The following is a 26,096-nucleotide window of genomic DNA, read 5'->3' as shown; positions in this document are numbered from 1 at the left end:
AATGGACCTTCTGATTGAGGACCTGATGCAGGAACTGGTCAAGGCCGGAGGCAGCGACCTTCACCTGTCCGCAGGCAATCCGCCCTACGGCCGCTTCAGCGGCCAGCTGAGGCCGATCATCCAGGACACGACACTCAGCGAGGAGAGCTGCAACCGACTGATCTTCTCCCTGCTCAACAACGCCCAGCGCAAGAATCTGGAGCAGAACTGGGAGCTGGACTGCTCCTACGGCCTCAAGGGAGTCGCCCGTTTCCGCATCAACGTCTACCGCCAGAGGGGCACCTACGCTGCCTGCCTGCGGGCACTCGGCAACTCCATTCCCAGCCTGGAGAAGCTCGGGCTGCCGCCCATCGTCGAGGAGATCAGCAACAAGCCCAAGGGTCTGGTGCTGGTCACCGGGCCCACCGGTTCCGGTAAGACCACCACCCTCGCCGCGCTGATCGAGCACATCAACGCCACCCGCTCGGAGCACATTCTCACCATTGAGGATCCGATCGAATTCACCTACAAGAACGTCAAGTCGATCATTCACCAGAGGGAGCTCAACGAGGACACCCGCAGCTTCTCGAATGCCCTGAGGGCCGCCCTGCGGGAAGATCCCGATGTGATCCTGGTGGGGGAACTCCGCGACCTGGAGACAATCCAGCTGGCGATCACCGCCGCCGAAACCGGCCACCTCGTCTTCGGCACCCTGCACACCAGTTCCGCCTCCCAGACTGTGGATCGGATGGTGGACGTGTTCCCGGCCGGCCAGCAGACCCAGATCCGGGTGCAGCTGAGCGGCAGTCTTCTGGCGGTCTTCTCCCAGACCCTCTGCAGGAGCGCCGTGCCTACTTCCAGCGGGGCCTTCGGCCGGGTGATGGCGCAGGAGATCATGATCAACACCCCCGCGATCGCCAACCTGATCCGGGAGGGCAAGAGCTCCCAGCTCTATTCCCAGATTCAGACCGGTGCCAGCATGGGGATGCAGACCCTCGAGCGTTGCCTGGCCAATCTCGTGGAGGACGGCAAGGTCACCCGCGACGAGGCCCTGCTGAAAACCACCAAACCGGATGAGCTGGTCAGGCTTCTCGACCGATAATGACCTCCTGATCCCCTTCCCCCCGGACGCCGATCCTCGTTTCACCCGAGCGCCGCCATGACCGCCTTCGTCGTCACCTACACCACCAAGTCCGGCCAGCGCCGGGAAATGACCCTGACGGCGGATAACCCTTCGGTGGCCCGGCGGGAACTTCGTCGCCGCGGCATCCTGCCGAACACCCTGGTGCGCAAGGAGGCGCCGAAGATTCCCCAGGGGGGCGCCAAGAAAACGAACTCCTCCTTCAGCGGCCTGGCCGACCTGCTGGAGGGTCCGGTGACGATCCGGGACAAGGCCCTTTTCGCCAACAAGCTCTCTGCCCTGGTGGACGCCGGCGTGCCCATCCTGCGCAGCCTCGACCTGATGCGGATGCAGCAGCGCTCGAAAAAGATGCGCATGGCCCTGGCAGGCATGACCCAGGACGTGAACCAGGGCGACAGCCTCGGCAATTCGATGCGCCGCTGGCCGAAGGTGTTTGACAACCTCAGCATCGCCCTGGTGGAGGCGGGGGAAGCCGGCGGCGTCCTCGACGACACCCTCAAGCGCCTGGCCAAGCTGCTGGAGGACAACGCCAAGCTCCAGAATCAGATCAAGGGGGCCATGAGCTATCCGGTCACCGTGCTGGTGATCGCGATCGCGGTGTTCCTGGGCATGACCATCTTCCTGATCCCGACCTTCTCCAGCGTCTTCGATCAGCTGGGTGCGGAGTTGCCCCTGTTCACCCAGATGATGCTGAACCTCAGTGAGTTTCTGCGCTCCTGGAAGGCCCTGATCCTGCTCGGTGGTCTGGTGGGCTTTGCGTTCTGGGTGGTCGCCACCTACAACACGCCGATCGGCCGACGGCAGATCGATGGGTTGCTGCTCAAGCTTCCCCTGTTCGGGGAGCTGCTCGTGAAAACGGCCAGTGCGCAGTTCTGCCGCACCCTGAGTTCCCTATCCAAGGCGGGTGTTCCGATTCTTCTTTCGCTCGAGATCGTGAGGGAAACAGCCACCAATTCGGTGATTTCCGATGCCATCATCTCCTGCAAGAACGAAGTGAGCGAAGGGATGCCGCTCAGCGCCGCCCTGCGATTGAAGAATGTGTTTCCGGAGATGTGCGTGAACATGCTTGCCATCGGTGAGGAAACCGGCGAGATGGACGCCATGCTCTCCAAGGTCGCCGATTTCTATGAAGACGAGGTCACCACCATGGTGAAGGCCATGACCTCCATGCTCGAGCCGGCCATGATCGTGCTGGTGGGCATCATCGTCGGATCGGTGCTGCTGGCGATGTACCTGCCGATGTTCTCCATCTATGAGCACGTGCGCTGAGCCGCCAGGGCCTGCCCCGCCAGCCAGCCCGAAGTCCAGCAGTGCTGGAAGTTGAAGCCACCCGTCACCCCATCCACATCCAGCAGCTCCCCCACCAGGAACAGACCCGGCTGAACACGGCTCTCCATCGTGGCCAGGTTGACTTCCGCCAGGGGGATACCCCCGGCGGTCACGAACTCCTCGCCGAAGGGCCCCCGGCCTGAGATCTGGTAGCGGCTGTCCCGCAGGGCGGTGACCAGGGCCTGTTCACTGCGGCGGGGAAGATCGGCCCAGCGCAGGCTGGCGTCGATGCCGCCCAGGGTCAGCAGGTGCAGCCAGAGGCGGCGGCTGAGGTCGGGCCAGGGGCGCCAGTTGCCGAGCTGACGGCGGGCCTGTTCGCGGCGGGCATCAACGAACCACCCCTCCAGCTCCGCCGGCTTGCGGCCACCGGTCCAGTCGACCCGGAGCTCGGCCCGGTAGCGACGCTCCCGCAGGGCGCGGGCGGCGAAGGCCGTGAGCCGCAGGGTGGCCGGACCGCTGAGGCCCCAGTGGGTGATCAGCACCGGCCCCCGTTGCCGTTGGGGCTTGGTGGCGCCGGCGGAGGCGGCTCCCGGCAGGGGGGGCAGCAGGAGCTCCAGCTGCACCGGATCCATCGCCACCCCGGCCAGGTCCAGCAGGGGGTGGTCGGCCAGGGTGAGGGTGAACAGGGAGGGCACCGGCGCCACCAGGCCATGGCCCAGGGAGGCGGCGATGCGCTGGCCGCTGGGGTGGCTGCCTGTGGCCAGCACCAGGTGTTCGGCCTCCACCTCGGCCCCCGAGCGCAACCGCAGCCGGAAGCCGCCCCCGGGGAGGGCCTCGGCCACCTGGCCCGCCTGGGCCGTGTGCAGCTCCACCCCGGCGGCGATGGCCGCCCGGCGCAGGGTGTCGACCACCGAACTGGAACGGTTGGAGCGTGGGAACAGGCGGCCGTCGGGCTCCTCCACCAGCTGCAGGCCATGGGCCTGGAACCAGGCCACCGTGTCGCCGGTGGCGAAGCGCGAGAAGGGCCCCCGCAGGGCCTTGCCGCCACGGGGGTAATGATCCACCAGCACGCGCGGATCCCAGCAGGCATGGGTGACATTGCAGCGACCACCACCGCTGATCAGCACCTTGTGCAGCGGCTCGGGGGTGGACTCCAGCAACAGCACCCCCCCAGGAACGCTGCCGCCGGCCGCTTCAGCGGCCGCGATGGCGGCCATGAAGCCCGCCGGGCCACCTCCCACCACCACAACGGAGGCACGGCTGGGCAGCATGGGGCGATGGAGCACAACTACCGCTTCAGTGTGGCGCCCATGCTGGACTGCACGGATCGGCACTTCCGGGTGCTGATGCGGCAGGTCAGCCGGCACTGCCTGCTCTACTCCGAGATGGTGGTGGCCCGGGCGCTGCATCACATCGCCCAGGACGGCTCCGCCTCCCGGATGGGGGAGCGGCAGCAGCGGCTGGAACGGCTGCTGGGCTTCGATCCGATCGAGCACCCGCTGGTGCTGCAGCTGGGGGGCGACGACCCGGAGCTGCTGGCGGAGGCCGCCAGGATGGGGGCCGCCTGGGGCTACGACGAGATCAACCTGAACCTGGGCTGCCCCAGCGAAAAGGTGCAGCAGGGCCGCTTCGGAGCCTGCCTGATGGCGGAGCCGGAGCAGGTGGCCCGCTGTGTGGCGGCAATGGCGGCGGCCACGCCCCTGCCGGTGACGGTCAAGCACCGCATCGGCATCGACGAGCGCGACTCTTACGCCGAACTGCTGGCCTTCGTGGACACCCTGGCCGCAGCCGGCGCCGCCCGCTTCGCCGTCCATGCCCGCAAGGCCTGGCTGAACGGCCTCGATCCGAAGCAGAACCGGACCGTCCCCCCCCTGCGCTGGGATCTGGTGCACCGTCTCAAACGGGAGCGCCCGGCGCTGCGAATCGAACTGAACGGCGGTCTTGAGGAGCTTGAGCCCTGCCGGGAGCAGCTGGCTTGGGTGGACGGGGTGATGGTGGGCAGGGCCGCCTACGCCCACCCCCTGCGCTGGGCGAGGGTGGATGGGCAGATCTTCGGGGATGCGGGCGCCCAGGAAGCCCGGGCCTCGACGGTGCTCCGGGGAGTGCTGCCCCACGCCGAGCGCTGGTGCGCCGCGGGCGGGCGGCTGTGGCCGATCGCCCGGCACCTGGTGCAGGTGGTGGAGGGGGTCAGCGGGGCGCGCGGCTGGCGCGGCTGGCTGACCCGGGAGGCCGGCCAGGCCGGTGCCGGCCCCGACGTGCTGGACGCTGCCGCCAGTCAGCTGGAGGAACGGGGCCTGTGACGCGGATCAGCCCACGGCCTGGCGCGCTTCAGACTTCGGCTCCGCCGTAATCACCGCCACCGCCACCACCGCCGTACTCACCACCACCGCCACCGGTGCGGCGCCGGCGGGAGCGGCCTGCTTCAAAGGCATCAGGGGCGGCGCCACCACCACTGCCTGCACCAGCACCGCCGTAGCTGCGGTCCTCCCAGCCCTTGGCACCGGATCCCCGATCGCCGCCGCCTCCATAGCCGCCGCCACCACCGCCATACCCACCGCCGCCGCCGCCATAACCGCCGCCACCACCACCGCCGTAGCCGCCGCCACGGCGCGGGGCGCCACCACCGCCGCCACCGCCACCGCTGCGGGGTTCGGCCTTGTTGATGCGCAGGGGTCGGCCCATCAGCTCAGCGCCCTGGAGCGCATCGATGGCCCGGGTCTCGGTGTCCGCATCGGCCATCTCGACGAAGGCGAAGCCCCGCTTGCGGCCGGTGTCGCGCTCCAGCGGCAGGGAGCAGTTGACCACCTCTCCGAAGGGAGCGAACAACTCAGCCACGTCCTCCTGCTCAGCGCGGAAGGGAAGATTGCCGACGAAAATACTCACTGACCGATGAGGGGGAACCGATGGGGCGCGCAGGCGCCTGAGACCCTTCAACGTTAGACGGAGACGCGGGATTCGGAAGCGCGTCAAATGGTGCATCCGATCGGTATCAGGGGGTCTGGTCCAGGCGCTCCCGGGCCTGGCGCAGCTGCTCGGCCACCCTCTCGAATCCGGTGCCGCCCTCGCTGCGCCGGGCCGCCACAACCTGGCGCGGCGCGATCACCAGATGGATGTCTGCCTCGAAGGAGGGATGCAGCTCCTGCCAGCGCTCCAGGGGCAGATCGGCCAGCAACCGTTGCTCCACCAGGCAGGCCTTCACCAGCCCACCGACCAACTGATAAGCCTCCCGGAACGGCACGCCCCGGGCCACCAGATAGTCGGCCACATCAGTGGCGTTGGAATAATCGGCGGCCACGGCGGCCTCCAGCCGGGCGGGGCGGAACGCGAGCCCCTCCTCGAACAGCACGGCCATCGCTTCCAGGCAATCGAGGCAGGTGCGCACCCCATCGAACAGGGCTTCCTTGTCTTCCTGGAAGTCCTTGTTGTAGGCGAGGGGCAGACCCTTGATCATCGTCAGCAGCCCCATCAGGTGGCCGAAGACGCGGCCGCTCTTGCCGCGCACCAGTTCGGGCACATCGGGGTTCTTCTTCTGGGGCATCAGGCTGCTGCCGGTGGCGCAGCGGTCGGTGAGCCCCACGAAGCCGAACTCCTCGCTGGCCCAGAGGATCACCTCTTCCGCCAGGCGGCTGAGGTGGGCCATCACCAAAGACAGCGCCGCCATCGTCTCGACGGCGAAATCACGATCACTCACCGCATCGAGGCTGTTGGCGTAGATCGCCTCGAAGCCCAGTTCGGCGGCGGTCTGGCGGCGGTCGATCGGCACCGACGTCCCCGCCAGGGCCGCCGCCCCGAGGGGGCAGATGTTGACGCGGCGGCGCACGTCAGCCAGGCGCTGGCGGTCGCGTTCGGCCATCTCCACGTAGGCGAGCAGGTGGTGGGCCAGGCAGACCGGCTGGGCCCGCTGCAGATGGGTGTAACCGGGGATGAGGGTGTCGGGGTGGGCTTCGGCCTGGGCCAGCAGGGCCCGCTCGAAGCGCACCAGGGCGCCATCGATGCTGTCGATGCGGCGCCGCAGCCACAGGCGCAGGTCGGTGCCCACCTGGTCGTTGCGGCTGCGGCCGGTGTGCAGCTTCTTGCCGAGGGAGCCGAGGATTTCGATCAGGCGCCGTTCCACGGCGAAATGCACGTCCTCCGCCTCGAGGCCCGGCGTGAAGCTGCCGGCGGCCGCTTCGGCCCGGATGGCTTCGAGCCCCTCGATCAGGCGCTCGGCTTCCTCCAAGGTGATCACGCCGCAGCGGCCCAGCATGCGGGCATGGGCGATGGATCCGTCGAGATCCTCCTGCAGCAGGGCGATGTCAAAACCGATCGAGGCGTTGAACCGCTCGATCGCCGGATGCAGACCCTGCTCGAAGCGATCGCTCCAGGTGGTGGGGGAGGAGTCAGCGGCCATCACGGGGTTCCGGGCAGCCCTTCAGCTTGCCATTCGTCTCAGGTTGGGGGGAGGGTCGGCAGCACCACCCCGTCCCGCACCTTCAGCACCACCATCGAGGCATCGTCCTCCAGGCGACGGTCGCTGCCGACGAAACGGTCGAGGCGCTCAAACAACCGATCCAGGATCGTCTGGGCCTCATGGGCCGCCCGGCAGGCGCCATGGAAGGCCCGCACCAGCCGCTCCTCATCGAAGCGCTCACCGCTGAAGCCGCTGGCTTCGGTGACGCCATCGGTGTAATAGAGGATCACATCACCCGGCTCCAGCTGCAGTTCACCGCAGCCGTACTCCGCCTCGCTCTGCAGACCGATCAGCAGGCCGGGGGTGTCGAGCCGCTCCACACGGCCGGCGTGGCGCCGCCACACCAGGGGCGGGTTGTGGGCGGCGTTGGCGTAGCGCAGCAGGCGGGTGCGGGGGTCGTAGTCGGAATAGAAGAGGGTGACGAAACGGTGCGAGTGGGCCAGGTCCTCCTGGGCCAGCTGATTGAGGTCGTGGAGGATGCGATCCGGGGGCAGGCCGCTGAGCACCTCGGCCCGCAGCATGCCCCGCAGCAGGGTCATCAGCAGGCCGGCCGGCACCCCCTTGCCCATCACATCCCCCATCACCAGTGCCCAGGGGGCCTGCTCACGCCGGTGGCCGGTGAGCTGGGGCTGGGTGGGGATGAAGTCGTAGTAGTCGCCGCCCACCTGGAAGGCCGGACGGCAGAGGGCCGCCAGCTCGACGCCGTCGATCACCGGGCAGTGGTCGGGGAGCAGCTGGGACTGGACCTCGGCGCCGATGCTCAGCTGGCGGTCGAGCCGTTCGTGGCGGCGGCGGTCCTGCTGCAGCACCTCGTTCTCCAGGGCCACGCCGGTGAGGTCGGCCACCAGCTGGAGGTGGCGGCGGCGCACGTCGCTCCAGCTGTAGCCGCGCCGGCCACTGAACACGTACAACCGGCCCCGCTGGCGGCTGCGGGCCACCACGGAGGTGGCGACCACCTGCTGGGCACCGAGCAGGCGCTGAACCAGGGGGTCGAGCAGCAACGCGACGGCCTCATCGCCGTCCTGGTTATGCAGCTGGCCATCGGGCAGGGCGGCCAGCTGGCGCAGCACCTCGGCGCTGCGTTCGCCGGCGGTGGCCTGCAGCTGCTCGCGCCAGAGCCGGCCATCGGCATGGAACACCACCAGCAGGCTGCCTTCGGCCTCCACCAGCCGCGCGGCCACCAGGGGCACCAACTCGAGGAAACGCTTGAGGTTGGTGTAGCTGCGCAGGGCGAACGACAGCGACGCCAGCAGCTCCTGGTTGCGGCGCTGTTCCCGGCCGAGGCTGTCGAGCAGCTGGCGCAGCGAAGCCGTGACCGACGGCCCCCGATCGGGAGCAGGGGACGCCGCGGACGTGGAGAGGGGCTGCGGAGGCGGCAGGCTGCTCACCGAGCGGCCGCAAAGGACACGCAAGGTAGCAGCGGCAGGCGGGACTCAGGAGGCCAGCAGCGCTTCGACGAACTCGAAGCTGTTGAAGGGCCGCAGGTCGCGGATGCCCTCGCCGGCTCCGATGAAGCGGATCGGCAGCCCCGCCTCAGAGGCCACCGCCAGGGCGACGCCGCCGCGGGCACTGCCGTCGAGCTTGGTGAGCACAACCCCAGTGAGGCCGGCGGCACTGGCGAAGGCCATGGCCTGGCGCAGGCCGTTCTGGCCCTGGCTGGCATCGAGCACCAGCAGCGACTCCACCACTGCCTCCGGCGCCAGCTTGGTGATGGTGCGCCGCACCTTGCCCAGTTCCTCCATCAGGTTGTGCTTGGTCTGCAGCCGGCCGGCCGTGTCCACCAGCACCAGCTCGGTGCCCTTGGAGCGGGCGGCGCCGATGGCGTCGTAGACGACGGCCGCCGGATCGGCATTGGCGCTGGGGTTGGCCACCACCGCCACGCCGCTGCGCTCGCCCCAGACGCTCACCTGCTGCACGGCTGCGGCCCGGAAGGTATCGGCGGCGGCAATCAGGCAGCTGTAGCCGCTGCGCACCGCCAGGTTGGCCAGCTTGCCGAGGGTCGTGGTCTTGCCGACCCCGTTCACCCCGACCAGCAGCCACACGTTGAGCCTGTCGCGCTGGGGTGCCAGCACGGCGGTGTCACCGGCGCGGATGGGGGCATCCAGCAGGCCGCGCAACTGCTCCTTGAGGAAGCGCAGGCCTTCGGCAGGATCCACCACTTCTTCGTTGAGGCGACGGCGCAGGGCTTCGAGCACCTGGTCGGTGGCCTTCACGCCCACATCAGCGCGCAGCAGAGTGGACTCGAGATCGTCGAGCACCGCCGGGGTGAGGGGATCGTCGCCGAGGTTCTCCAGCAGCTGGGTGACGAAGCCCTTGCGGGTTTTCTCGAGGCCTTGGCGCAGCCGGCCCAGCCAGTCGATCTCCTCGAGGGACACCTCCTCAACGCGACGCCCCTGGGCCGCCAGCACGTCCGCCGACCAGGTGAAGGTGGCATCGAAAGCGCCCAGGCTGGGGTCGTCGGCATCGGCGGGGGGAGTGGCCGCGACCGCTGCCGGCACGGGCACGGCGGGGGCAGTGATCTCCTGGAGACGCTGCTGGCGCTGGGCGGCGGCCTGCTCCAGCAGGGACAGGCCCGTGGCCACGGGGGCGGCGGCGGGGGGTTCGGGCTCGGGGGTTGGTGCCGGCTCGGGCTCGGGCTCAGGCTCGGTTTCGACCGCGGCGACCACCGGGCTGGCCGCCTCCTGCTGGGCCTTGAGACGGGCATAGGCCTGGCGCGCCCAGGCCAGGGCGTCCTCATCGACGGCGGCGACGGCGGCGGCGGCGGCGGAAGGGGCAGGGGACGCTGCAGGCGCGGGCGCCGCCACGGGTTCCGCCACAGGTTCTATCGGGGCCACCGGAGCCTCAGCGGGAGCCGCCGCTTCGGGGTCGGGCTCAGCCTGGGGCTCGGGCAGCGGTTCGGGCAGCGGTTCGGACTCCGGGGCGGGCTGGGCCAGCGTCCGTTTGAACCAATCGAAGACCATCGCGTTCCTGCCTACACCCGGGCGGCGGTGAAGCGCCGCAGCACACCGTTGATCATGCGTCGCCCCTGGTCGTCGCTGTAGCGGTTGGCCAGTTCCACCGCCTCGTTGCAGGCCACGGCGGGGGGCGTGGCGAAGTCCTCGAGGTCCACCACCGCCAGCCGCAGGATGTCGCGGTCGACCCGGGGCAGGCGGGTGAGGCGCCAGCCTTCCATCACCGCATCGATGCGGCTGTCGAGGCCCTCCCGGTCACGCAGGACCGCCTTGGCGCGGGCGATGGCATCGAGCCGCACGGCGTCCTGGTCGGCCAGCAGCAGCAGTCGCGGCAGCTCCAGGCTGGCCGAGAGGCGATTGAGGGCCTGCTCGGCATGGCCCAGGCCCTCCTGCAGGTGGCGGCGCACCGTGGGCAGCTGTTTCTCGCCCTGGTCCTGCAGCTCGCTGTCGAGCAGCCGCTGCTGGGCCTGCTGCAGATCCTCGGCGGAACGGTCGAGGGCCTCCCGCACATGCTGGCTGAGGGTGGTGACGGCCTGCTGCAGCAGCACATCGAAAGAGCCGGTGGGGGCCTCGGCTCCGGTGCCGCGATCGCTCACCTGACCCAGCATCAGCAGAGCCAGTTCACGGGCAAGGGTGCGACTCTTCATCAGGAGGTTTGGGGGGCACGCAGCTGGGCCAGGAGGCTGGCGAAGCTGCGGTTGGAGTTGGGTTCCCGCTCGTCGGGGCTGACGATGCCGGCGGAGATGATCGTGCGGAAGGCATCCTCGACGCTCAGCTCCAGATCCTTCACCAGGCGCTCCGGCACCACCGCGTACCAACCCGTGGTGGGGTTGGGGGCAGTGGGAATGAAAACGCTGAGCATCTTTTCCCCGAAATCGGACTGGATGGCGGTGCCCAGCACGCCGGTGACGAAGCCCACGGCGTAGAGCCCTTCGCGGGGGTACTCCACCAGCACCACCCGCCGGAAGCGGCTGGAGTTGCCCTGCAGGAAGGTTTCCAGCAGTTGCTTGAGGGTCTTGTAGACGGAGCCCGCCAGGGGGATGCGCAGCAGGGTGCCCTCACCGAACTCCAGCAGCCACCGGCCGACGATGTTGCGGGCCATCAGACCGATCAACAGGATGCCCAGCAGCGGCACCAGCAGCCCCACCCCCAGGTTGATCAGGTCCTGGAGGAGCGGGTTGAGGGTATTGAACGGGTTGAACTGCTTGGGGATCGAGGTGAGGAACGCCAGCACGAAGCGGCTCACCGTTGTGGCAAGCCAGATCGTGGTGGCCAGCGGAATGACCACCAGCAGGCCGGCGATCAGATCGTTCTTGAGATCCTGCTGCAGCCGGTTGCCCAGGGGCTGGTCGGAACTGGGACTACTGGATGGGACCAATGGGAGAAGGGGTCCGTAGGGGCGAAACCCTAACGGTAACGATCCACGGGGGTCCTACAGGACACTGCCGAGGCAAAGGATGGTGAAAGCGATGATCAGCACCACCGCTCCAAGCGATCCGCCATAGCGACGCTGGCTGAGGGTGACCTTGCCGGTCTGCTCGGTCTGCTTGAACTGGGTTTCAAGCTGATCGAGCTGGCGATCGATGAAGGCCCGGGCCGACTGGGTCTTCTGGGCGTCGGTGGCGCCGGGAGGTACCTGGCCGGTGGCTTCGGCCTGGCGGATCAGCTGCTGGAGCAGGGCGGGGTCCTTGCTCTGCTGGCGGGCCATTTCGAGCTGACCGCGCTTGGCGGCGATCTGCTGGTCGTTCTGCTGCTGCATCTGCTGGTCACCGCCGAAGGTGATCGGCAGCGACGCGGTCAGCAGAACAGCCAGCAGACCACTGATGATGCAGACCGTCCAGAGGACGGGCGTGCGCCCCTCCGACTGGTCTTCCAGGCGGGAGGAGAGGTACATGAGCAGCAGACCGATCAGACCCATGGGGGCCTGGCTGATCAGTCGCTCCACCACCAGCTGGCGGAAGGCCTCCTCCTGCCAGTCCCAGAGGCTGAGGACGGCGACCAGCTGCAGGACGAGCAACACCACCAGGGTGAGGCCCATCCAGCGCAACAGCGGGCTGAAACGGGAGGAGGAAACGGCAGCCACTCAGGGGGGGTCGGATTCGTGGGACTCTACCGGCTGCCCTTGAACGCTCCCAGCTCCCTTAGCGCGCTGGCGGCGGCGCTGCGTGCCCGGGCCGAGGCGCTGGGCTTCGCGCCGGTGGGCCTGGCGGCGGTGCCGGGGGGGCCCCGACTGCCGCTGCGCAGCGCCGCCCTGGAGCGCTGGCTGGCGGCGGGGCACCAGGCGGGGATGGGATGGATGAACGACCCGCGCCGCCAGCGGATCGAGGCGCTGCTGCCGGGGGTGCGGAGCGTGCTGGCCGTGGGCTGGAACTACCACGTGGCCCAGGAGCAGACGCCGGGGAGCCTGCGGGTGGCCCGCTACGGCTGGGGGCGCGACTACCACCGGGTGATCGATGGGCGCCTGCGGCAGCTGGGGCGCTGGCTCGAGGAGGCCGCGCCGGGCACCCGCTGGCGGGCCTGCGTCGACAGTGCGCCCCTGCTCGACAAGGCCTGGGCGGAGGAGGCGGGCCTGGGCTGGATCGGCAAGAACGCCAACCTGATCCATCGCCGCCGTGGCTCCTGGATGCTGCTGGGCCACCTGCTCACCAGCCTCGACCTGCCGCCCGACCGCCCGGCCGAACCCCTTTGCGGCGCCTGCACCGCCTGCATCGACGCCTGCCCCACCGGCGCCATCGACGAGCCGTTCGTGGTGGATGCCCGCCGCTGCCTGGCTTATCACACGATCGAAAACCGCGACGACGCGCTGCCGGCGCCGATCGCCGGGCGGCTGAAGGGCTGGGTGGCCGGCTGCGACATCTGCCAGGAGGTCTGCCCCTGGAACCACCAGGCCCTGCCCGTCGCCAGCGACGTGGACGTGCAGCCGCGCCCGTGGCTGCTGGATCTGCGCGGCGAGGAGGCCCTCGGCTGGAGCGACGGCGACTGGGACGAGCGGCTGCGGGCCTCGGCCCTGAGGCGGATCCGGCCGGCGATGTGGCGGCGCAACATCCGGGCAGCTCTGGCCGGCGGTTGGGGACAACGGGGGACGGCTCCCTAGGCTGGTGAAATTCGGGGTGATTCCTTGGGCCGGCGGTTCTGGCGACTGTTTTCCTCCCTCTGCCTGGCCTTGCCACTGACGGTGCTCCCCACACCGGCCAAGGCGCTGGTGCCTTTCGTGTACCTGCCCAAGGAAAAGGAACTGGAGGGGGCGGGCCTGGGCATCGCCCAGGCGGCGGCACGTCTGCTGCGCCTCGGCCAAGCCGAAGATGCCGCCCGGCTGGCGGAGCTGACCGTGCGACTGCTGCCGGATGACCCCCGCGGCTGGGTGCTGCTGGCGGAGGCGGAGCTGCGCAGCAACCAGATGGACAAGGCCATGGTGGCCCTGACCCGGGCCAAGCAGCTGGATCCCAACAACGCCGGCATCTGGTTCGCCGAAGGTTCCCTGGCCCTGCGCAACGGCAAGCCCCAGGACGCCATCGGCCTGCTGCGCAAAGGGATTGAACTGGACGGCAAAAACGCCGGGGCCTACTTCGACCTGGGCAATGCCCAGATCCTGCTGGGCAACACCGACGCGGCCCTGGGGTCGTTCGAGAAGGCCTCGGGGCTGCGCAAGGACTTCTGGGAGGCGATCAACAACCAGGGGCTGGTGCTGTTCGAGAGCGGCCGCACCGCCGACGCCCTCGGCCGCTGGCAACAGGTGCTGAAGATCAAGCCGGACATCGCCGAAACCTCCCTGGCCCTGGCAGCGGCCCTGTTCGAGCGCGGACCTGCGGAGAGGGCCCAGGCCCTGAAGCTGGCCGAAACCGCCCTGGCGGAGGAACCCAACTACGTCAAGGACAGCTTCCAGAAGGAGCAACTGTGGGGGCCGCGGCTGCGGGCGGTGACCGCCCAGCTGCTGGCCCTGCCGGAGCTGAAGGCCGCGGTGGAGCGGGCCCAGGCCAATGCCACCGCCGGTGACGGCAACGGCAGCAGCGGCGGCGACTCCTGAGCTGGTTGCCACGGGCACCATCTGTAGGCTGAGCGCCCTGAGCCGCAGACCCCCAGGACCGGATGCAGGACGAGCGCGTCCAACCGATCGCCCTGCATCAGGAGATGCAGCGCTCCTACCTCGAGTACGCGATGAGCGTGATCGTGGGACGGGCCCTGCCGGACGTGCGCGACGGGCTCAAGCCGGTGCAGCGCCGCATCCTGTTCGCCATGCACGAGCTGGGGCTGACCCCGGACCGGCCGTACCGCAAGTGCGCCCGGGTGGTGGGCGATGTGCTGGGCAAGTACCACCCCCACGGTGACCAGGCGGTGTATGACGCCCTGGTGCGACTGGTCCAGACCTTCGCCAGCCGCCACCCGCTGCTGGATGGCCACGGCAACTTCGGCTCGGTGGACGACGATCCGCCAGCCGCGATGCGGTACACGGAAACCCGGCTGGCGCCGATCGCCAACGAGGCGATGCTCGATGAGATCGGCAGCGACACGGTCGATTTCGCCTCCAACTTCGATGGCTCCCAGCAGGAGCCGACAGTGCTGCCGGCCCAGCTGCCCTTCCTGCTGCTCAACGGCTGCACCGGCATCGCCGTGGGCATGGCCACCAGCATCCCCCCCCACAACCTGGGCGAGGTGGTGGAGGCCCTGATCGCCCTGATCCGCAAGCCCGACCTGGCGGAGGAGAAGCTGCTGGCGATGGTGCCGGGCCCGGATTTCCCCACTGGCGGGGAGGTGCTGCTCGGCAGCGGGGTGCGCGACACCTACGTCACCGGGCGCGGCAGCATCCCGATGCGGGGCGTGGCCCACATCGAGGAGGTGCAACCGGGCAAGGGGCGCCACCGCCGCGGTGCCGTGGTGGTGACGGAACTGCCGTACCAGCTGAGCAAGGCGGGCTGGATCGAAAAGCTGGCGGAGCAGGTCAACGACGGCAAGATCGGCGGCATCGCCGACATCCGCGACGAGAGCGACCGCGACGGGATGCGGGTGGTGATCGAGCTGCGGCGCGACGCCGAACCCCAGAAGGTGCTGGAGGAATTGCAGCGCCGCACGGCGCTGCAGAGCAATTTCGGCGCCATCCTGCTGACGCTGGTGAACGGTCAGCCCCAGCAGCTGAACCTGCGCCAGCTGCTGCTGCGGTTCCTGGAGTACCGGGAGCTGACGATCCTGCGGCGGACCAACCATGCGCTCAAGCGCTGCGAAGACCGGCTGGAGGTGGTTCAGGGGCTGACCAAGGCCCTCGACGACCTCAAACGGGTGATCGAGATGATCAGCGAGGCACGGGATGCCGCCACGGCCCGGGCGAGCCTGCAGGTGCACCTGGACCTGAGCGAGCGGCAGGCCGATGCGGTGCTGGCCATGCCGCTACGGCGGCTCACGGGCCTGGAGCAGGAGGGGCTGCGCAAGGAGGCGGCGGAGCTGGAGCAGGAACGCACCCGGCTGCGGCACCTGCGCGACGACCGCGACACCCTGCTCGACACGATGGTGAGCGAGCTCAAAGGGCTGAAGAAGCGCTATGCCACGCCCCGCCGCACCCGCCTGGTGGAGGGCGGCGACGCCCTGGTGGCCCAGCGGGCCGCGGCGGTGCGGCCCAACACCGAACTGCAGCGGCAGCAGGCCTTCGGGGCCCTGGCCGGTGACGGCCGGCTGCTGATCCAGACCGACGGCGCCGTGCGGATCGTGACCCCCCAGGTGCTGGGGCGGCTGCACCTCGATGACGCCGCCGAACTGGGGGAGCTGCCGCCGCCGGCCAGGCTGATCCTGCCGGTGGCCGAGCAGCCGGCCCTGCTGGCGTTCAGTGCCGGCGGCAAGGTGGCGCTGCTGCGCTGGGAGTTCGCCGGCCAGCACCCCGGCAAGCTGGAGCGCTTCCTGCCCGACAGCCTGCAGGGGGAGATGGTGGTGCAGGTGTTGCCGTTGCCGCAGCCGGCCAGCGGCAGCCTGGGGCTGCTGAGCACCGATGGACGCTTCAAGCGGCTGCCGATCGGGGATTTCCTGGAGCTGTCGGGCCGGCCCGCCACCGTGCTGAAGCTGAAGGAGGGGGTGGCGCTGCAGCGGGTGGTGCCCTGCCTGGAGGGGGAGGATCTGGTGGTGGCCACCAGCACGGGGCGGGTGCTGCGGCTGGCGATCAACGACGCCAACCTGCCGGTGCTGGGACGCACCGCCCAGGGGCCGATGCTGCTGCGCCTGCTGCCCGGCGAACGGGTGGTGGGGGCGGCCCGGGCCGCAGCAGGCGGCGATGTGCTGCTGGCCAGCCGCCGCGGCCAGGTGAAGCGGCTGCAACTCGAGAGCCTGCGCCCCTGCCAGCGGGGCGCCATGGGCCAGATCGGCCTGCGCTTCCTGGAGCGGGACGACGGCCTGGTGGACCTGCAGGCGGGCGACGCCCGGGTGATCGGCGTGACGCTGGAGGGCAGCGACAGCCGCAGCCTGCGGCTGAAGGCCGACCAGCTGGCGCCGGAGGACTGCGGCGGCTCGGGCACGTTGCTGGCGCTGAAGCCCGGCGATGTGGTGCAGCAGCTGGTGCCGCTGATCGACGCGGGCTGAGCCGCGCGGCGAACGAGGCGAAGGGCGCCGGCCCCGGGAGCGGGCGTCCGGGGGACTCCGAGGCGGCCGTCAGGCCGGAAATTCAGCGGGGATGCCAGCGCTTCATGGCATCGGCGCTGTGACAATAGCGGGGATGATCATGGGCCAGCGCGATGTAGCGCGACACGTTGGACTTGTAGCAGCCGATGAAGATCCGGGAGCGGCAGGCGATGTCCACCTCGGCCAGCAGACGTCTGACGGCGATGGTCTTCGCCAGCCCTTCCATGGCATCGAAATCCGTCTGCTCGTAGCCCTGCTCCAGCGGCTGGCAGAGGGAGGAGACCGTGAGACCAGGATCAAGGGCGCGCAGATCGTCGAGGACCTGATGATCGTCGGTCATGACGAACAGGTTCTTCAGCTGCGGCGCCCGGTGGCGGAGGATGGTGAGGTAGTCGGTCAGGGGCACATCCTCCCCCTCGATGCGAAGGTTTCCGCCCAACATGTATCCCTTCACCTTATCTCCGCGTCGCACATGGATGGCGGCATAGGGAGAGGCCAGGGAGGCTGGCTCTGCCTGCGGCACGATGGCTTGGCAGAACTGGCGGGCCAGATGACGCTTGGCGTCGAAAACGTTGGCATGGAAACCGAACGAGCGCGAGAGGAAGAAGCGTCGGTAGCGATGCCAGCGGCCGACCAACCGATGAACCGTCCAGAAGCCGGTGCTTTCCACCCCTATGCTCCGCCAGCGAGGATCGGCGACCTCCTCCGGATCACCGCTCGCCCAAGGCAGATCCGAACGATACAGATCCGACCAGCGCAGGTGGCCGCCGGCGAAGACCGACTCGTCCACGCACAGCCTGCGCCGGGTGACCAATCCGAACAGGATGGCATTCAGTAGTGCATTGATCTCGGAATAGAAGCCGCGGCCTGTCAGGCTAAAAAGAAAGGGATGGGAACGCCGGGCATTGATCTGGAGATAGGTTGCTGGCTCCATCCTTAAGTCGGCCTTCACGCCTGAAGCTAATCCGTTGGCCCCTGCACGATGGGTCCGATCGAGCACCGGAAGGGCGGCTCGAAGCGCAGAGCGGAACGTTCCCTCCCTGCAGCAAGGAGAACCGAGAGCTCAGGAGGGAGAAGGAATGTTTCCGACTGGCGGCAGCGGCGGGAGGCGCCGGGAAAGCGGGCAGCCGAGAACGAGCGGCTCAGCGCTGAGATCGAGGCGGCGTTCCAAGAGCACCGGGCGGGTGCTGCTGCTGCGGCTCGAGAGTCTGCGGCCCTTCCAGCGGGTCGCCATGGGCCCGATCGGCCTGCGCATCTGGAGCACGACGACGCCCTGCTGGACCTGCAGGCGGGCGAGGCCCGGGTGTTCGGCGTGACGCTGGAGCTGAAGGTTGGGGATGCGATGCGGGAACTGCTGCCGCTGCTCACGACGGCGCCGGACGCCTGACGTTCAGAAGGCAACGTCGCTCCAGCCGCGCGACCTGTTCGGCCATGGTGACCGTGCGGTCGTCGCGGCTGATGTCGGCAGCAATGCTTCGGAGATAGGTGGCGGTGACCGTCTCGCTGTAACCGGCCGGGTCGCCGCAGGCAAGGTTGTAAGCCTGGATGCGCTCCCGCATCCGCTGCAGGGCGCCATCCAGGCCCCAGTGGCGAACGTAATAGACCCCGACAGCCAGATGGGCACGATGCGTCCAGTTGGCACGCGGAAGCGTCAGGGCTTCGAAATCGCGGACCAGCCGTTCGATCTCGGCGTCGTCGGTGAGGGGGAACTCCTGTTTCACGCCCCCAGTTCGATCCGCATCTCGACCATGGTCGGGCGCAGTCCGGCGCGCTCAAACAGCTGACGGGCGGCGGCATTGTGCGGCGAGGCACTGAGCATCAGGCTGCTGGAGCCCAGGGCGAGGGCCGCTTCCTTGGCCGCCTCAAGCAGCCGGCGGCCGATCCCGCCGCTCCTGGCCTGGGGATCGACGTAGATGTCGTGAAGCCAGGCTCCAGCACGGCGGATGTCCACCAGGCTCATCGGCTCCATCCGCACGAACGCATAGCCCACGGGTTTGGAGCCGGCCTCAGCGATCAGCAGCACGACCTCCGGGCGTTGGAGCTCCGTTTGAAAGAACGCCGCATAGGCGCCCTCGCCACCCGGCGGCACGGCGAAGCGTTCCCCATCAAAGCCGACATGCAGCCGTGCGAGGGCGAAGCCAAAGCGAGCCAGCACCGTCAGGTCTGTGTCCGTCGCTCGGCGCACCGTCAAGGGCGGTTCGTTCACACAACCTCTCCACAACGGATAGAGATCCAGTGCAACCATGAGCGTAGGCGTCAGATCCCTTGGCAATCGGCGCGCAGGTAGCGCAGGGCGATGCGGGCCTCATTGCGGAGGCGCGTCGCCTCCGGGAAGCGGATCAGCAGGTCGGTGAAGCGCGGATCGGCCCCCAGCGCCCAGAGGGTGCGGGCCGAGAGCGCGTACCCCAAGCACTTGTCGCGCCTGGCCCGATGGGCGGCCACCACCAGCCCATCGCCCCGCACCAGGGCCTCCTGGCAAGTGGCCGCCGTCGGGCTGGCGAAGCAGGCCGCGGCCGCCGCGATCGCCGCCGGGGCGGTGGAGCCGGGGGGCGATGGCCGGGCGCTGGAACCCGAGAGGGCAACGACGGTGGGCGGGGATGCGCTCGGGGCTGGAAGGGGGCCGCAGGCCGATGGCGGGTCCACCTGATCGCGGGCGGCGATCACATCGCGCACCTGTTCGTTCTGCGACGACAGGCCAAGGACTCGGTAGAAGTCGGGCAACTGCTGCCGGATCCAGGCCGACGCCCCGATGCTGCGGCAGCCCCGCTCCGGATCGGGAACCCGCGGACCGCCCTGCTGGCCGGGGCAAACGGCCCTGGTTTCGCAGCGCTGCTCCACGTCCTCTGCAGCGGGGCGGAAGCCCGGGCAATCACAACCCAATCCCGCCAGGCGCTCCCGGCCCCAGCGATCCAGAAACCCCTGGGCGCTGAAGAGGGAGCGAAGACCGGTAGCGGCGGATGCCTTGGCCATCCCCCGTTGCTGGTGGGCCGCACAGCGTTCCTCCATCTGTCGCTGGGCCGCCGTCATCGGCCGACCTTCCACATTCGCCGCCATGGCCAGGGCCATCAGCTGCTCAGGGCTGAGTTCGGAGAAGGCCCGTCCATAGCGCTGCCGTGCCAATCGTTCCAGGGCCTCCTGGACGGGAGCGGAATTGGCGGTGACGATCTGCGAAACCCGCTGGCAATTGACCTCCTCTTCCGCCTCGCTGAGCGCGGCGCGGCCCTCCCTGGGCTGGCTGTGGGAGGGACTGGAAGACCCAAGAGCCGCGAACCAGGAGACGACCAGAACAAGAAACAATGACCCAGGCCGATGCCGACGCCTGATCGTCTTCAACTGAGGCTGGATGGAATCCACTGATGACCAGTGCATGGACCATTCACCAGAAATCTATTCGTTACGGCCTTCATCATCGGATGAGAAGACAGATCAATGCTGGCAGCTAACGCTCAAGATCACCAACGAGTAGTAGCCCAAGGCCTAAGCAGGCGCCGTTGGCCCCGTCCGCTGAATCTTGATGCTAGGCGGCACCTGTCCTACCCTGTGCCTTCTTCCATTCGTCAGTCAGCAACCCTGAGAATCCCCAGTCTTCTTCAGCAATCTCCTGAATGACGACATGCGTGTGTTCGGGCTTCTTCCCTAGGACGGACACAAGAGAGTCAGTAATATCCTTCACGAGTCGTGCCTTTTGATCGCGAGTGGCACCCTTGGTGATCTGCACATTGACATAAGGCATGAACTTTCAGATTATACCTTGGTTGACTGTATGCCGGATTTTCTGGCTGAGGGTTGGGTCCATCAAAGGCTCCACATCAGAAGCGGGCAAGTGCTGCTGGTGATTGGCGAAATCCACAACTCCCACCTTCTGAATCTGGGTGTTAGATGCGGTGATAGGTGCCATGAGCTAGTCCTCAACTGACCTGCTTAGCCTCGACGTGGCGAGCAAACCTGTCTAAAATAGCCTACCAACCCTGCCGCTGTTGCTCACAAGAATTTGTTGATTCAGCATCGAAGCTCTCCCGAACAGTCACCGACTCATTACTCTCAACGAACTCAACTGCTACTTGCCGCTCGTCTTCTAAAGCGAATTCGATGAGTTCGTAGGGGACTATTTTCGTAATGGTACCTTTAAGATCAAAGCCCATGCTGCCGTCTTTGGCCTCCATGCGGTAAGAGAACTTTCCACCGGGGCTCAGGTCGATCTCTGCATTTGGGCAATGCCAGTCATCCGAAGCCGCATTCCACTTTTGAATGTCAGCAGGTGAGGTCCACGCTTTCCACACTTCTTCGATGGGAGCAGCAACGTGGACTTCAATCTTGATTCGCATGATTCTCCTTGGTTGTTACGTACATCTAACGCTGACCCTGAGTGGCAGGCAAGAAGTATTGGACGTGATCAGGGGATTTAGTGGTCTGTTTACTCAAGGAGCTTACTAGCCAGGCCGCCGCTACACATTGCCTGTAGGAGATTCATCAGGTGAATCCGTAGAGAGCGGTGGATTCACGCAGCCGATGGGCGAGTGCTTTGATGATCCCCTGCATGATCTCAGGGTGATCGGTCATCAGGCTCTGCAGGGTTGACTGCTCGATCCGGTAGAGCGTTGTCGGATCGATTGCGCTCACTGAGGCTGAGCGGGGTTCCGGGTCGAGAGCGGCCAGCTCACCCACGATCTCGCCGTCGGCGAGTTCGACCACAGTCTGGTCGCCGATGTGTACCCGTACCAAGCCGGCCACGATCACGTACATAGAGGTGCCGAAATCCCCCTTGGCGAACAGCTGCTGGTTGGGGGCAAGCTGCACTTCTTCCACGGCATCAGCCAGAGCGACCAACACGGTGGTGGGGGTGGAGGCGAAGATACTGGCTCCCCTGAGCCGCTGGATCTTGTCATGTGTGGCCGCGCTGGTCATGGCTCTCTCTTGGAGAAGGATGGCCTGATGACGGAACAGACCGAGGTCAATGGTATCCGGCCTACGCAAAGATTTAAAGTATGTCACCAACAATGAGGGAGGATCACCCACAGTCACCTCAGCGCTCCTCACCCCGAGGCACCCACGAGCTGACACAGCCAAGGTTTTTGGGAACCCGGGCTCAACTGGAGTAATCAAGTCGGAAGCCCGCACATGCGGGATCGTGATCTGTACTCGCTCGAGCCCCTTGCTGGCCTCCAGGCCGTTCCAGATGCACTGCCTTCCATCAAGCCGAGTTTCGTCCGTAAGGACTCTCAATGGCTTCACCAACCGTTCGCGATCCACGGTTCACAGCTGATCGTGCACGACGTGAACAGCATTACATTCAAAGCTGCACCAAACTCTGATTTACTTGAGCAGGCAATCTGTAATCAATGGCGCGACAAGGGGTTGATCAGGTGAGCCATCAGCACATCAGGAGAGGCCACGACGCATGACCGTACCTACCTAACTTCCTGACCTCGAACTGGTTTTAGAGGAACAGATGGATTCCATCCCAGACGATTGGGACTCTAACCATCATCTCCGTTCCTAGTTATCAATGCGTGTTGAGGTGACGTCATCCAGAATCCCGCCGCCTGCAAATTCCTTAGCCGCCTCAAGCAAAGGTCGTGAGATGCGAACTCCTCTTGGGTTTCTAAGTTTGTCTAGCTTCGCCCCTGCTCCCCTCTCCGCGGCCAAAGAAAGCACATTGGGTCCACATCCAAGCCATCTCGCCCAGCCGATTACTGTGGCTAACGCTCAAGATCACCTGCCCGCAAGCATCGCATTGGTAAAACTACTGAGACATTGCTGGCGGGTCAGGTGGATCTTGTTGTTGGGCTTCAGACGAATCGTAAGTCAATGAGAATTTAGACAGCTGGCCCTGAGGATCGCTAACAAACACGCTGCAGGCCCGATCAAGAAGATCAAGTAAAATCCTAATCGAATCAAGCTTTTCAATTATTCTTTTTTGCTGCTCATCCAAGTACTCAATTAGCATTCTATAGCTATCTACTGATGTGCTATCGAGCTCGGCAAGCCTGTGATGTATCAAGTTATTGCGATCTTTTACAAGTTCTAGCAGGGATTTACGGAACTTCCGGCTGCCCTTATCGTCTCCAACTGAAAAAGATAGTGAAATGTGAATGTCGTCTAGATTCTCTGGAATGTGTTCCAGGTTTTCTTGTCCCTTTGCCAGTGAACTACCAAAATGCATCGCAAGTTCCCCAAGGGTCTTCGAGCGATTCTCTTGAATTCTGCGTCGCTTCTTTCTCTTTAGCTCCTTAGGAGTACCAGAGATACACAACGAGAGTAAGATCTTGAGGCCAGACTCGAGTCTTGCAAAGTTGACAACATTGCGACCAACCTTACGCAGTGCCTCAGAACGGATAGTCTCAATATCGACCATACCAGATTGGGCTGGCTCATCTTGTTGCATTACTCCACTGCCCAACATAGATAAGCTGTCAATAGAAATTGCATTATGGATGAGGGTATTGCTGTGGGTCTCTTCACTGCACTGACATTAATGCAAGGTTAGGTTGATTTCAAGTGACAATGTGATCAGTCAATTACCGTAATCCCAACTCTTTATTGGGAGGTTCCGTGAACCACAGAACTTCCTGCGCCCCTTTCCGTGAACCACAGCTGACGCCAGTGAACCATCGGACGAGAATCCTTTCCTGCACAGCAATCTTAGTTGGAAGGCCAAGTCTTTGGCCGTGGTTCACGGGTCCGATAACCACATGTAGCCATGACTACATCATGTCCGCTGGGCTGCAGACACCGAGAGGCCCCCTATTCAGCACATGGGTGTAGATCATGGTGGTGCTCACGTCCTGATGTCCAAGCAGTTCCTGGATCGTTCGGATGTCCTGGCCCCGTTCCAGCAGCTGGGTCGCAAAGGAGTGCCGGAAGGTATGGCAACTGGCCGCCTTCGTGAGTCCCGCCTCGGCCATAGCCCACTTCACGGCCTTCTGCACCACGCTCGGATCGAGGTGGTGGCGGCCTTGGGTTCCTGAGGCCCGGTCTCGCCAGCGGTTTTGTTGGGGAAACACCCACTCCCAGGCCCACTCCCGATCCGCCTTCGGGTATTTCCTCGCCAGGTCGTAGGGCATCACCACCCGGCCCCAGCCCGCCGCCAGATCAGCCTGATGCAGCTGGTGCACCCTAATCTGTACAGACACCATGTACAGACGCCCTCCATGGCGCGCGTCTCCGTGACCCACCTGCGCCAGAACCTGCCGGCCTGGCTCAAGCGCGTGCAGGCCGGGGAAGCCATTCAGGTCACCTCCCACGGCCGGGTGATTGCCCGCATCGAGCCGGAACACGACCCGGCCGAGGAGGCCCGCCGCTGGCTGGAGGGGCTGGGGGGCAGCGTCACCCTGGGGGATGTCGTCGCCCCGATCGCCGATGGCGACGCCGATCTCGAAGGCACCGGTGATGCTGACCATCTGTGACACCCATGTCCTGCTGTTCTGGGCCCATGCGCCCGCCCGGCTGTCACGGCGCGCCGCAGCAGCTCTGGAGCAGGGGCGGGCCCAGGGCCAGCTGGCCATCGCGGACATCAGCCTCTGGGAGCTGACCCTGCTCCACGAACGCGGACGGCTGACCCTCCCGGAAGCCGTGCCCCCGGCCCTCTACCTGCGGCGGCTGCTCGAAGCCCTGCGGCTGGAAGTGCTGCCGATCACCGCCGAGATCGCCCTGCTCTCCCGGGGCCCCCAGTTCCGACGTATTGACCCGGCCGATCGCCTCATCGGCGCCACCGCCCTGCAGGGCCGCCGGCCCCTGATCAGCGCCGACGAGAAGTTCCGCGCCATTCCGGAGCTGGAGACAATCTGGTGAGCACGCCAGACCGGAGCCGCCCCTCCCCCCTAACGATCCGCCCCCTGCAGAGCGCCGACATCCCCACCATCACCGCCTGGGCCCGGCGGGAGGGTTTTGCGCCGGGCGTTGGCGATGTGGCCATCTACCGCCAGACCGACCGCCAGGGGCTGTGGGTGGGCTGGCTCGGCGATGAGCTGGTGGGGTGCATCGCCGGGGTCCGTTACAACGCGTCCTACGGCTTCATCGGCCTGTTCCTGGTGGTGCCGGCCCAGCGGGGCCGGGGCTACGGGGTGCAGCTGTGGCGCCACGCCCTCCAGCACCTGGCCGACGTGCCCTGCATCGGCCTGGAGGCCGCCCCCGACCGGATCGACGACTACGCCGGCTGGGGCTTCGCGCCCGCCTCCCCCACCACCCGCTGGCAGCGGCTCGTCGCCGGGGAAAAACCAGCGCCGCCAACCGCCGCGCCGGAGCCCCCCTGGTGCCTGCTGGAGGGCGGCGCCATTCCGGCGGCCGCCGTGCAGCGCTTCGATGCCGAGCGGGAACCCTCGCCCCGGCCCCACTTCCTGCGCCAGTGGCTGCAGCATCCGGCCGGCACGGTGCTGGCCCTGGTGGATCGGGCCGGCGCCTGCCACGGCTTCGGCCGGGTGCGGCCCTGCCTGCTGCCCGCTGGCGACGGTTGGCGCGTCGGGCCCCTGGTGGCCGACAGCCCTGCCGCCGCCCGGGCCCTGCTGGAAGGCCTGCTGCAGCGCCATCCCGGCACGGTGCTGATTGATGCCCCCGGCGCCAATGCCGCCGCCGCCCCGCTGCTGGCGTCGCTGGGGTTCACCCCGGCCTCCCGCACGTTGCGCATGTACCGGGGCTTGCCGCCGGCGGTGTCGCTGGCGGACGTCTATGGGCTGGCCTGCCTGGAGCTGGGCTGATCGCAACCCACAAGTGGTACTGTTAATCAGTACCACTTGGAATGAAGCGGAAGCACCAGCGCACCCTTGAACTGATCTTTTCCCGCCCTGTGAGCGGCAATGTGCCGTGGAAGGACATGGATGCCCTGTTTCAAGAGCTGGGTGGGGATGTCACGGAGAGAGCGGGCAGCCGCGTCGCGGTCGTTCTGTTTGGTGAAGTCAAGGTCTTTCACAGGCCCCACCCATCACCGGATACAGACAAGGGTGCTGTTGCATCGATCCGTAAATGGCTTGAAGAGCACGGAGTGACACCATGAATCTCATGACAATGGATGGCTACCAAGCCAAGATTGAATACGACGAGGATATGGATCAGTTTCGCGGGGAGATTCTTGGTCTTTCTGGAGGAGCCGACTTCTATGGCTCCACTCCTGATGAGCTTCGCCGTGAGTTCAAGAAGTCTTTGGAGGTTTTCCTTGAGGTCTGCAAGGAGCAGGGAATCGAGCCCCGTAAACACTTTTCAGGCAGGTTCAATCTAAGAATCTCGCCTGATCTTCACAAGAAACTAGCGATGACTGCGGAAGTACAGGGAAAGAGTCTCAATAGGCTCGCCCAGGAAGCCCTTCAGAAAAGTGTGACGACATAGACAAGTGGTCAGCAAGGCATTGGAGTGCACGGTCCATCACCGGTTCCCTGCCTGGAGCTCGGCTGACCCCCAGCGCCGCGATGGGTCCCCTACCTTCGATCCCAGGCCCCCCACCCCGGGGACCACGGCAGCCGTGATGAAGCGCTCGTTCCTCCCGTTCCCCGGCCTGGTGCTGCTGTCGCTGGCCCTGGCGGCGCCGTTGGCGGCCGGGCGTCTGCGGGCGGCGCCGATCCCCCTGATGGAGCCGGCGGGCATGGACCTGCTGGTGGCCAACGGCGCCGCCAGGGCCAGCGACAGCAGCACCAGGCCGGGGAACGGGAGGAACGAGCGCTTCATCACGGCTGCCGTGGTCCCCGGGGTGGGGGGCCTGGGATCGAAGGTAGGGGACCCATCG

At 66.7% G+C, this 26,096-nt stretch carries 29 protein-coding genes and 1 pseudogene; 13 read left to right on the top strand and 17 right to left on the bottom strand.

The window, feature by feature from the left end; genetic code table 11:
• The first annotated feature begins 1 nt into the window (after position 1).
• A complete protein-coding gene (locus KQ305_RS14815) occupies positions 2-1,081 on the top strand; it encodes a type IV pilus twitching motility protein PilT (protein WP_259726172.1) in 1,080 nt (359 codons plus the stop codon).
• A 57-nt stretch (positions 1,082-1,138) separates the two neighbouring features.
• Positions 1,139-2,389 (top strand): type II secretion system F family protein, encoded by a 1,251-nt coding sequence (locus tag KQ305_RS14810; protein ID WP_259726171.1) that lies wholly within the window; start codon positions 1,139-1,141, stop codon positions 2,387-2,389.
• On the opposite strand, the gene KQ305_RS14805 is transcribed toward KQ305_RS14810, so the two are convergent.
• Positions 2,371-3,660 carry an NAD(P)/FAD-dependent oxidoreductase gene (locus tag KQ305_RS14805; protein WP_259726170.1) on the bottom strand — a complete coding sequence of 430 codons (1,290 nt, stop codon included), beginning with the start codon at positions 3,658-3,660 and terminating at the stop codon, positions 2,371-2,373. The two genes, KQ305_RS14810 and KQ305_RS14805, sit on opposite strands and share 19 nt — an antisense overlap.
• A 39-nt stretch (positions 3,661-3,699) precedes the next feature.
• Here KQ305_RS14805 and dusA point away from each other — a divergent pair, with 39 nt between their 5' ends.
• On the top strand, positions 3,700-4,689 hold the full coding sequence (dusA, locus tag KQ305_RS14800; RefSeq protein ID WP_259726169.1) for a tRNA dihydrouridine(20/20a) synthase DusA: 990 nt from the start codon (positions 3,700-3,702) through the stop codon (positions 4,687-4,689).
• A gap of 28 nt (positions 4,690-4,717) precedes the next feature.
• Here the strand turns inward: dusA and KQ305_RS14795 are convergent, their stop codons facing one another.
• The 7 genes from KQ305_RS14795 to KQ305_RS14765 all read right to left on the bottom strand — a co-directional run bounded on the left by KQ305_RS14795 (position 4,718) and on the right by KQ305_RS14765 (position 11,873).
• Positions 4,718-5,272, bottom strand: coding sequence for an RNA-binding protein (locus KQ305_RS14795; protein ID WP_259726168.1), 555 nt, complete (start codon positions 5,270-5,272; stop codon positions 4,718-4,720).
• 106 nt (positions 5,273-5,378) lie between these two features.
• Positions 5,379-6,779 carry an argininosuccinate lyase gene (gene argH / locus KQ305_RS14790; RefSeq protein ID WP_259726167.1) on the bottom strand — a complete coding sequence of 467 codons (1,401 nt, stop codon included), beginning with the start codon at positions 6,777-6,779 and terminating at the stop codon, positions 5,379-5,381.
• Between the two features lie 38 nt (positions 6,780-6,817).
• On the bottom strand, positions 6,818-8,227 hold the full coding sequence (locus tag KQ305_RS14785) for a PP2C family protein-serine/threonine phosphatase (protein ID WP_399231831.1): 1,410 nt from the start codon (positions 8,225-8,227) through the stop codon (positions 6,818-6,820).
• 45 nt (positions 8,228-8,272) lie between these two features.
• Complete coding sequence (gene ftsY, locus KQ305_RS14780; protein WP_259726166.1) at positions 8,273-9,799, bottom strand: signal recognition particle-docking protein FtsY; 1,527 nt, start codon at positions 9,797-9,799, stop codon at positions 8,273-8,275.
• Between the two features lie 11 nt (positions 9,800-9,810).
• The gene (gene nusB / locus KQ305_RS14775) at positions 9,811-10,437 is read right to left on the bottom strand and encodes a transcription antitermination factor NusB (protein ID WP_259726165.1); all 627 of its coding nucleotides are present in this window, start codon (positions 10,435-10,437) and stop codon (positions 9,811-9,813) included.
• The gene (locus KQ305_RS14770; RefSeq protein WP_259726164.1) at positions 10,437-11,168 is read right to left on the bottom strand and encodes a DUF502 domain-containing protein; all 732 of its coding nucleotides are present in this window, start codon (positions 11,166-11,168) and stop codon (positions 10,437-10,439) included. Before KQ305_RS14770 ends, nusB begins: the two co-directional genes overlap by 1 nt.
• A gap of 54 nt (positions 11,169-11,222) precedes the next feature.
• On the bottom strand, positions 11,223-11,873 hold the full coding sequence (locus tag KQ305_RS14765) for an HpsJ family protein (RefSeq protein WP_259726163.1): 651 nt from the start codon (positions 11,871-11,873) through the stop codon (positions 11,223-11,225).
• 39 nt (positions 11,874-11,912) lie between these two features.
• Between KQ305_RS14765 and queG the strand changes: the two genes are divergently transcribed.
• The 3 genes from queG to KQ305_RS14750 all read left to right on the top strand — a co-directional run bounded on the left by queG (position 11,913) and on the right by KQ305_RS14750 (position 16,345).
• Positions 11,913-12,884, top strand: a complete 972-nt coding sequence (gene queG, locus KQ305_RS14760) for a tRNA epoxyqueuosine(34) reductase QueG (RefSeq protein ID WP_259726162.1) — start codon at positions 11,913-11,915, stop codon at positions 12,882-12,884.
• Between the two features lie 24 nt (positions 12,885-12,908).
• Positions 12,909-13,814, top strand: coding sequence for a tetratricopeptide repeat protein (locus tag KQ305_RS14755; RefSeq protein WP_259726161.1), 906 nt, complete (start codon positions 12,909-12,911; stop codon positions 13,812-13,814).
• Positions 13,815-13,876: 62 nt separating this feature from the next.
• The gene (locus KQ305_RS14750) at positions 13,877-16,345 is read left to right on the top strand and encodes a DNA topoisomerase (ATP-hydrolyzing) subunit A (RefSeq protein WP_259726160.1); all 2,469 of its coding nucleotides are present in this window, start codon (positions 13,877-13,879) and stop codon (positions 16,343-16,345) included.
• A gap of 82 nt (positions 16,346-16,427) precedes the next feature.
• Here the strand turns inward: KQ305_RS14750 and KQ305_RS14745 are convergent, their stop codons facing one another.
• Positions 16,428-17,336: a hypothetical protein gene (locus KQ305_RS14745; RefSeq protein ID WP_259726159.1), complete on the bottom strand. Its 909-nt coding sequence runs from the start codon at positions 17,334-17,336 to the stop codon at positions 16,428-16,430.
• Between the two features lie 30 nt (positions 17,337-17,366).
• On the opposite strand from KQ305_RS14745, the gene KQ305_RS14740 reads away from it, so the two are divergent.
• Positions 17,367-17,771, top strand: coding sequence for a hypothetical protein (locus tag KQ305_RS14740; RefSeq protein ID WP_259726158.1), 405 nt, complete (start codon positions 17,367-17,369; stop codon positions 17,769-17,771).
• Here the strand turns inward: KQ305_RS14740 and KQ305_RS14735 are convergent.
• The 8 genes from KQ305_RS14735 to KQ305_RS14700 all read right to left on the bottom strand — a co-directional run bounded on the left by KQ305_RS14735 (position 17,749) and on the right by KQ305_RS14700 (position 23,520).
• Entirely contained in the window at positions 17,749-18,105 is a 357-nt protein-coding gene (locus KQ305_RS14735; protein WP_259726157.1) for a hypothetical protein, read from the bottom strand. The genes KQ305_RS14740 and KQ305_RS14735 overlap by 23 nt on opposite strands.
• Positions 18,102-18,590: a GNAT family N-acetyltransferase gene (locus KQ305_RS14730; protein ID WP_259726156.1), complete on the bottom strand. Its 489-nt coding sequence runs from the start codon at positions 18,588-18,590 to the stop codon at positions 18,102-18,104. The genes KQ305_RS14735 and KQ305_RS14730 overlap by 4 nt, the downstream gene beginning before the upstream one ends.
• A 50-nt stretch (positions 18,591-18,640) precedes the next feature.
• On the bottom strand, positions 18,641-19,681 hold the full coding sequence (locus KQ305_RS14725; RefSeq protein ID WP_259726155.1) for a gluconate 2-dehydrogenase subunit 3 family protein: 1,041 nt from the start codon (positions 19,679-19,681) through the stop codon (positions 18,641-18,643).
• A gap of 220 nt (positions 19,682-19,901) precedes the next feature.
• Entirely contained in the window at positions 19,902-20,117 is a 216-nt protein-coding gene (locus tag KQ305_RS14720; protein WP_259726154.1) for a 4-oxalocrotonate tautomerase family protein, read from the bottom strand.
• A 226-nt stretch (positions 20,118-20,343) separates the two neighbouring features.
• Positions 20,344-20,709: an SRPBCC domain-containing protein gene (locus tag KQ305_RS14715; protein WP_259726153.1), complete on the bottom strand. Its 366-nt coding sequence runs from the start codon at positions 20,707-20,709 to the stop codon at positions 20,344-20,346.
• A 145-nt stretch (positions 20,710-20,854) separates the two neighbouring features.
• On the bottom strand, positions 20,855-21,289 hold the full coding sequence (locus tag KQ305_RS14710; RefSeq protein WP_259726152.1) for a cyclic nucleotide-binding domain-containing protein: 435 nt from the start codon (positions 21,287-21,289) through the stop codon (positions 20,855-20,857).
• 838 nt (positions 21,290-22,127) lie between these two features.
• Positions 22,128-22,769, bottom strand: a complete 642-nt coding sequence (locus KQ305_RS14705) for a hypothetical protein (RefSeq protein ID WP_259726151.1) — start codon at positions 22,767-22,769, stop codon at positions 22,128-22,130.
• Between the two features lie 319 nt (positions 22,770-23,088).
• The gene (locus KQ305_RS14700) at positions 23,089-23,520 is read right to left on the bottom strand and encodes a tyrosine-type recombinase/integrase (protein WP_311134364.1); all 432 of its coding nucleotides are present in this window, start codon (positions 23,518-23,520) and stop codon (positions 23,089-23,091) included.
• 15 nt (positions 23,521-23,535) lie between these two features.
• Between KQ305_RS14700 and KQ305_RS14695 the strand changes: the two genes are divergently transcribed.
• From KQ305_RS14695 to KQ305_RS14670, 6 genes and pseudogenes are all read left to right on the top strand, one after another.
• Entirely contained in the window at positions 23,536-23,790 is a 255-nt protein-coding gene (locus KQ305_RS14695) for a type II toxin-antitoxin system Phd/YefM family antitoxin (RefSeq protein ID WP_254964418.1), read from the top strand.
• Positions 23,774-24,175, top strand: coding sequence for a type II toxin-antitoxin system VapC family toxin (locus tag KQ305_RS14690; RefSeq protein ID WP_259726150.1), 402 nt, complete (start codon positions 23,774-23,776; stop codon positions 24,173-24,175). Before KQ305_RS14695 ends, KQ305_RS14690 begins: the two co-directional genes overlap by 17 nt.
• Entirely contained in the window at positions 24,172-25,077 is a 906-nt protein-coding gene (locus KQ305_RS14685; protein WP_259726149.1) for a GNAT family N-acetyltransferase, read from the top strand. The genes KQ305_RS14690 and KQ305_RS14685 overlap by 4 nt, the downstream gene beginning before the upstream one ends.
• Positions 25,078-25,118: 41 nt before the next feature.
• Entirely contained in the window at positions 25,119-25,373 is a 255-nt protein-coding gene (locus tag KQ305_RS14680; RefSeq protein WP_259726148.1) for a type II toxin-antitoxin system HicA family toxin, read from the top strand.
• A 5-nt stretch (positions 25,374-25,378) separates the two neighbouring features.
• On the top strand, positions 25,379-25,702 hold the full coding sequence (locus tag KQ305_RS14675; RefSeq protein ID WP_259726147.1) for a type II toxin-antitoxin system HicB family antitoxin: 324 nt from the start codon (positions 25,379-25,381) through the stop codon (positions 25,700-25,702).
• A 136-nt stretch (positions 25,703-25,838) separates the two neighbouring features.
• Positions 25,839-26,096: pseudogene (locus KQ305_RS14670) on the top strand (hypothetical protein); the annotation flags it as partial.

Origin of the sequence: Synechococcus sp. CS-1332, from assembly GCF_025127995.1 — a bacterium.
Lineage (GTDB): Bacteria > Cyanobacteriota > Cyanobacteriia > PCC-6307 > Cyanobiaceae > Cyanobium.
Note: the sequence above shows the minus strand (reverse complement) of the source record. Positions and strands in the feature narration are given on the sequence as shown.